This is a genomic window from Peribacillus psychrosaccharolyticus ATCC 23296 (genome assembly GCF_000305495.1).
In the GTDB taxonomy this organism is placed as follows: Bacteria; Bacillota; Bacilli; order Bacillales; family DSM-1321; genus Peribacillus; species Peribacillus psychrosaccharolyticus.
Window position 1 is genome coordinate 34540 of the sequence record NZ_AJTN02000154.1, and the last position, 7041, is coordinate 41580.

Genomic DNA, 7041 nt, shown 5'->3' on the forward strand with positions numbered 1-7041 from the left:
TCGGGAATTCGCCGGCTTCTCATATTGGTATGGCGGAGCTACTCTGTGTAACAGGCGGGATTCCCGAGGTTTTTTTATCAAGATAGTAAGGAGTTGATGCAAAGTGATCCCGGCAAAAACCAAACAAAGTTATTCTACGACAACGACCGGCCAAAAGGTGCGATTCATGAAAAACAGTCGGAAGCATCGGATAAAAAGTGCAACGATTGGATGGTCTTTTGTCGTACTGGCAGTCGTCATGATCTGTACGTTTACTTTCTATCCAATGGTTCATGCATTTATGATGTCTTTGCAATCAGGAACAGGTACAAATCTTACCTTTGTCGGATTGGACAATTATGCACGTTTATTGAAGGATCCAACATTTTTGACAACTGTAAAAAATACGGTTATCTATCTCATTATTCAAGTTCCGATTATGATTATCCTTGCTCTATTTATATCGGTATTGCTGAATAACCCCAAACTAAAGTTTAGGGGGTTCTTTAGAACAGCGATTTTCTTACCGTGTGTAACCTCACTTGTTGCATATTCGGTTATTTTTAAATATTTATTTTCTCTAGATGGCATTGTTAACATCCTGCTAATGAAAATTTCACTTATTTCTGAACCAATTCAGTGGTTGACTGACCCTTTTTGGGCGAAAATCACCATTATTGTTGCCATCACTTGGAGATGGACTGGTTATAATATGATCTTCTATTTATCTGCCCTGCAAAATATTGATTACTCAATTTATGAATCAGCAAAAATGGATGGTGCGTCCCCAATTCAGCAATTTTTTAAGATTACTATACCATTACTAAAACCAATTATTTTGTTTACTTCAATTATTTCAACAATCGGGACCCTTCAATTGTTTGATGAAGTCATGAATATTACACAGGGCGGGCCAGGAAATGCAACGATGACCATTTCTCAGTATATTTACAATCTGTCGTTTAAATATACTCCTGACTTTGGTTATGCGGCGACTGTCTCTTATGCAATTGTGATTATGATTGGCATCTTTTCCATTCTTCAGTTTAAGGTGGCAGGTGATAAAAATGAGTAAACTATCGAGCATATTTACCTATACCTTTTTAAGTTTAGCCTCCATTGTCTCCATCTTCCCGTTTCTCTGGATGGTTGTCAGTTCGACAAATAAGTCAGTGGATGTGACGAAGGGCCGATTATTGCCAGGGAGTCACCTTTTAGAAAATTTCCGGAGCTTGTTGGATACAGTTGATCTTATACCTGTATTGATTAATTCTATTAAAATAGCCGTTATAACAACACTGCTTGCTTTGCTGATTGCCTCATTAGCCGGTTATGGCTTTGAAATTTTTAAAAGTAAAATGAAAGACTATGTGTTTAGTTTCTTATTACTCTCAATGATGATTCCATTTGCCGCTCTGATGGTGCCCTTGTTTCGGATGTTTGGCACCATTTCCGAAGCCGCACCAATGATTGGTATTGATACACTTGCCGCAGTCATCTTACCAACGAGTGCAACGGCTTTTCTAATCTTTTTCTTTCGCCAAAGTACAAAGATGTTCCCTAGGGAAATTATTGAGGCTGGGCGAATTGATGGGTTATCGGAGCTAGGGGTTTTCATAAGAATTTATATTCCAACAATGAAAACAACGTATGCTGCAGCCGCCATTATTACATTTATGGCTAGCTGGAACAGTTACCTATGGCCGCTTGTTGTACTCCAGTCTTCAGAAAAGCATACATTACCGTTGCTCATATCAAATCTTGGATCTGGATATTCCCCAGACTTTGGAGTGATTATGACAGCAATCGTTATTGCAACCCTGCCAACTGCACTGATATTCTTCATACTGCAAAAACACTTCGTTGCCGGCATGATGGGGTCAGTAAAGTAATTTTTAAATAGTTGAAGTGGATTTGTGTATCATCATTATTAATAAATTGATCATGTCACAAAAAAACTACTAAGTTTCTGTACTTTAATAAGTGGAAAGAAAGGTGAAATGTTATGACAAAAGAATCGAAGGATTGGGAAAACTTATCTATACTTCACGTGAATCGTTTGCAGGAGAGGGCTTACTTCTTTTCTTATGCAAGTGAATCATCCGCGTTGACTTACGACAGAGGTAAAGCTAAGGGGTTTAAGCTGCTAAATGGTGTATGGAAATTCCACTATGCTGAGAGTCCTGCCTTGGCACCAAAACAATTTCTTGAAGAATCATATGATTCTAGTGAATGGGATGATTTGCAGGTTCCATCTAACTGGCAGATGCATGGATATGGAAGACCTCATTATACGAATGTACAATATCCATTTCCCGTAGATCCGCCGCATATTCCATCTGAAAATCCAACTGGCTCTTATAGACGTGAGTTCACTATTCCAAGTGAGTGGGCAGATCAAGCCATCATTTTGCGATTTGAAGGGGTGGATAGTGCGTTCCATGTTTGGGTAAACGGCAAGGAAGTAGGCTATAGTCAGGGCAGCCGTCTGCCAAGTGAATTTGATATTACTTCGTTTGTACATGGAGGGAAAAATGTTGTAGCTGTTCAGGTTTATCAATGGTCTGAGGCGAGTTATATTGAGGACCAGGACATGTGGTGGCTCAGTGGTATATTTAGAGACGTTTATTTGCTCGCAAGACCACAGACGAATGTGAGAGATTACTTTGTCAAAACGACTCTCGATGAAAACTACGAAAATGGCGAATTAGAAATTGAAGCTTTTTTATTAAACCAGCAGAATAATACGATTACCAATTATCAGCTGGAAATAAAACTATTAAATCATTTATATGAAGAAGTCGAAACAAAGAATTTAGATAATATCAGCATTGATGTGATGAATGAACAGAAGATATCTGCTGCAATCCCAGTTTACAGCCCAAAAAAATGGAATGCTGAGAGTCCATACCTATATCATCTGCTTCTTACCTTAAAAGATGAAAAGGGGAATGTGATTGAAGTCATCCCAACTAAAGTTGGTTTCCGCACAGTAGAAATAAATGATGGTGTGTTGCTAGTAAATGGGGTTCCAGTCATGTTTAAAGGGGTCAATCGTCACGATCACCATCCAGACCTCGGAAGAGCTGTTCCACTGGATTCGATGATTGAAGATATCCAGCTGATGAAACGTCACAATATTAATGCGGTCAGGACATCCCACTATCCTAATGATCCTCGTTTTTACGATTTGTGTGATATTTATGGGTTGTATGTCATCGATGAGGCGGATTTGGAATGTCATGGATTTGAAGAGATTAATAACTTTAATCAAATCAGTGATGACTCCAATTGGGAAGAGGCCTACGTTGATCGAATGAAACGAATGGTTGAACGGGATAAGAACCATGCTTCCATTGTTATGTGGTCGCTTGGGAATGAATCAGGATTTGGCAGAAATCATGAAGCTATGGCTGATTGGTCCAGAGCAAAAGATCCAACAAGGCCTATTCACTATGAAGGGGAATGCCGCTTCATTATGGATGAGGACCAAAATAATCCGTCCAGGGATCCAATCGCTTCTGATGTCCACACTACTATGTATACACCAGTCGAGGTAATGGACGAATTAGGAAAAAGGAACGACTTGACTAAGCCGCATATTCTTTGCGAATATGCTCATGCGATGGGAAATGGTCCTGGAGGGTTCAAAGAGTATTGGGACACCTTCTATAAATATAGAAGATTACAAGGAGGTTTCGTCTGGGAATGGATTGATCATGGTATCAGACAAGTAAATGATAAGGGAGAAGAGTATTTTGCGTACGGCGGTGATTTTGGCGAAATGCCGCATGATTCGAACTTTGTCATAGATGGTCTTATCAGGCCTGACCGTACGCCATCACCTGCGTTAATAGAATACAAGAAGGTAATTGAGCCAGTTAAAGCAGAAATAGTAGATTTAGAGAAAGGGATTATCGCAATCACCAACCGCTATGATTTTATTTCTTTAGACCATCTACAATTATCATGGTCTATTATATGTGATGATCAAATTCTTGATCAGGGAATACAATCAATACAAGCTATTCAAGCAGGTAACTCGAAGAATATCACAATACCATTTACGCTGCCTGCAAATATAAAGGCTCACACTGATTACATGTTGAATGTTAGTTTACGGACGACTGTGGACACCTTATGGGCTAAAGCAGGTCATGAACTAGCATGGGAGCAATTTAACTATCCTGTTTCAGCCAAAGTAACTGAAAAAATCATCCCGCTATCTTATCCGATGACGGTTAAAGAGTGTGACTCGTTGATTTCTGTATCTGGAGATACGTTTGAATTTGCTTTTAATAAAATTTTTGGTGTCATTGACTCATGGACTGTTGAAGGATTGAAGGTTTTGGAAACAGGGCCAAAATTGAATTTCTGGAGGGCACCGACAGATAACGACAAATTGGCTATTCATAAAGGCATTAGTTCAAAGGAAGTATGGCAAAAATATGGTCTGCACTGGATGCAACATAGAATCGATGATGTATCGTATGTTGTTTCCTCTAACAAGAAGAAAGTGGATATTCATGTCGCTGTGCGAATTGCGCCGCCAAGGTTAGCATGGGGAATCACCGCCACATACACCTATACCATTTTAGGCAGCGGCGATGTTTTCTTAAATGTAAAAGGCGACCCACAAGGAGAACTGCCAGAAACGATGCCAAGAATTGGGTTAACGATGAAGCTGCCAAAAACGCTGGAGAATGTCAGCTGGTACGGCCGCGGCCCTGGAGAAGCTTATGTGGATAGCATGATGGCCAATAAAATAGGCGTATGGACCAATAATGTTGAAGGGTTATATACCCCTTATGTCTGGCCGCAAGAAAATGGCAATCGGCATCAGGTTAAATGGGTCTCATTAACGGATGCAAATGGTTTTGGGCTTTTAGCGGTCGGCGAACCAGAAATAGATTTTAGTGCTCACTACTATACTACTGAAAATATTGAAAACGCTAACCATACGCATGACTTGAAGATTGAGGATTACATTACCTTTAATTTGGATCATAAACAGCATGGTCTTGGCTCATCCAGCTGCGGTCCAGATGTACTGGAAAAATATCGTTTAAGACCTGATGCTTTTGAATTTGAAGTGCGATTCAAACCTTATTTCAAAAATCAATTTTCCCCGATTGAACTAAGCAAGTTTTAATTAGAGATACTAACAAAAAAATGGCGAAGTCCCAATGAACCTTATGATGGAAATTCCTAAAAAGTGCATCCTCGGTATCGCAATTGTGGGAGTGCTGTAGAGCAGTAGTAAGAGCGGTAACTGGGGAGAAATTCAAGAATAGGCTGTCTGGCATCCAAACGAATTTGGTGCAGACAGCCTATTTTAGTTACGTCTCAGGATAATTCAAATCACTCTTTTAAGAAATCTTCTCGAGCAAAAGTAGGGTTAGGGTATTTGTAGAATCCTTCTCCTGCTGCTCTTCCGGTTTTACCTTTATCGATATACTCCGTTTTCAAGAGGGAAGCCAATTTTTTGAAATGTGGATCACCTGTTTGAGCTTTTGCATTGGCAATGTTATAAGCAGTTGTAATTCCAACCACATCTAGTATAGCGAAGGGTCCAAGAGGTGCACCAGTTGCAATCATCCATGTTTTGTCGATGGTTTCAGGATCGGCCACATCATTTAATAACAGCCCCTGACCTGCTTCTAATAAAGGGACTAATAAAGAATTTAAGATATAGCCGGGCTGCTCTTTATGTAATGGGAGGGCGACCATTCCGATAGCTTTTGCAAATTCAATCACCTCATTAAAGACCTCTTCAGCTGTCCCAGGGTGTTTCATGACTTCAGCTGTATTGTTTTTCCAAATTTCATTAGCAAAGTGTAGAGCCAGAAATTTCTCGGGACGGCCAGTCGCTTCAGCAAATTGGCTTGGTAATAATGTAGAGGAGTTAGTTGCAAAAATGGTCTTTTCCGGAGCCACTTTCCCCAGTTGGTTATAAAAGTTCGTTTTAATGTTTACGACTTCTGGAATCGCTTCAATCACAAGATCCGCATTAGCTACGGCTTTTGCTAAATCAGAGTGGAAAGACAGTCGATTATAAGCGTCATTAAGGTCCTCATCAGAAGCCCCTAAATCTTCTTTATAATATGGCTTTAAGTTCAAAATTCTATCTTTCGCACGTTCTAATGCTTCATCGTTAATGTCATATATAACTACATTAAATTTTCCTTTATATGCAGTCTGAAAGGCAATCTGACTTCCTAAAACGCCGCTTCCGGCCACTGTTATGTTTTTGTAGTTCATAATACCTGTACCTCTTTTCCTTTTTAAATAATATTTATATTATTACAAAATTCAAGAAAAAGATGCATAAATTTACATAAATTAAAACATTCCATGAAGGGTTAAAAAGTCCCCTCTATTATAAAAGGAGACTTAAATGACCAATATAGCTTTATTGTATTTTATCAATAGACATCCCTGGAATCGATATGTCTCCACCCATTGTAGATTCGTAAGTTAATAGTCCAGTGGATAGGCCCATAACTGTAATAATATCATCTTCTAAAATTCTAGAATTAACAATAGATGAGTCATATTCCCCAAAGAGTATGGTGTCATAATCTTCGCCAACTGCTAATCTTATTTGGGTAGTATCATCCCCCTCCATAACTTGAATGACTTTTCCACGGAATTTAATTTTTTCGCCCATATAGTCATCGGGAGTTCTTGCCAATTGATTATAAGTGATTCCTGTTTCATACCCTTTCTTTTCCTTTTCTTCAGCTTTCTTCTTTAATTCTGCAGCTTTTTTCTTTTCTTTAGCTTCCGCTTCTGCCTCAGCAGCAGCCTTTTTCTTCTCTAATTCTGCAGCTTTGGCTTCCGCTTCAGCTTGTTTGTTTTTTCGTTCTTCTTCTTCCATTTTAAAATATGGTTCCGCTTCTTCGACCTTCGCGGCAAGTTCTTTATTAGTATCGCTTAATTTATCATTCTTCTCTTTTTCTTTAGATAGGGTTATCTCCATGTCTTGTTTATCTGATAGAACTTGGTCTAACTCTTCCTGAGACGGGCCGAATGCTCCTCCAATAAATAGTGCAATAATGA

5 protein-coding genes are annotated in these 7041 nt (G+C 39.2%); 3 read left to right on the forward strand and 2 right to left on the reverse strand.

All coding sequences use genetic code 11. The features are described from left to right. Positions 1-166 precede the first annotated feature (166 nt). From WYK_RS07075 to ebgA, 3 genes are all read left to right on the forward strand, one after another. Positions 167-1054 (forward strand): carbohydrate ABC transporter permease, encoded by an 888-nt coding sequence (locus WYK_RS07075; protein WP_040373846.1) that lies wholly within the window; start codon positions 167-169, stop codon positions 1052-1054. Continuing rightward, positions 1047-1871 (forward strand): carbohydrate ABC transporter permease, encoded by an 825-nt coding sequence (locus WYK_RS07080; RefSeq protein ID WP_040373838.1) that lies wholly within the window; start codon positions 1047-1049, stop codon positions 1869-1871. Before WYK_RS07075 ends, WYK_RS07080 begins: the two co-directional genes overlap by 8 nt. Before the next feature lie 113 nt (positions 1872-1984). Continuing rightward, complete coding sequence (gene ebgA, locus WYK_RS07085; protein ID WP_040373839.1) at positions 1985-5131, forward strand: beta-galactosidase subunit alpha; 3147 nt, start codon at positions 1985-1987, stop codon at positions 5129-5131. A 209-nt stretch (positions 5132-5340) separates the two neighbouring features. On the opposite strand, the gene WYK_RS07090 is transcribed toward ebgA, so the two are convergent. After that, entirely contained in the window at positions 5341-6240 is a 900-nt protein-coding gene (locus WYK_RS07090; protein WP_040373840.1) for a 3-hydroxyacyl-CoA dehydrogenase, read from the reverse strand. A 151-nt stretch (positions 6241-6391) separates the two neighbouring features. After that, the coding region (locus tag WYK_RS07095; RefSeq protein ID WP_081704801.1) for a toxin regulator at positions 6392-7041 on the reverse strand (650 nt) is incomplete at its 5' end.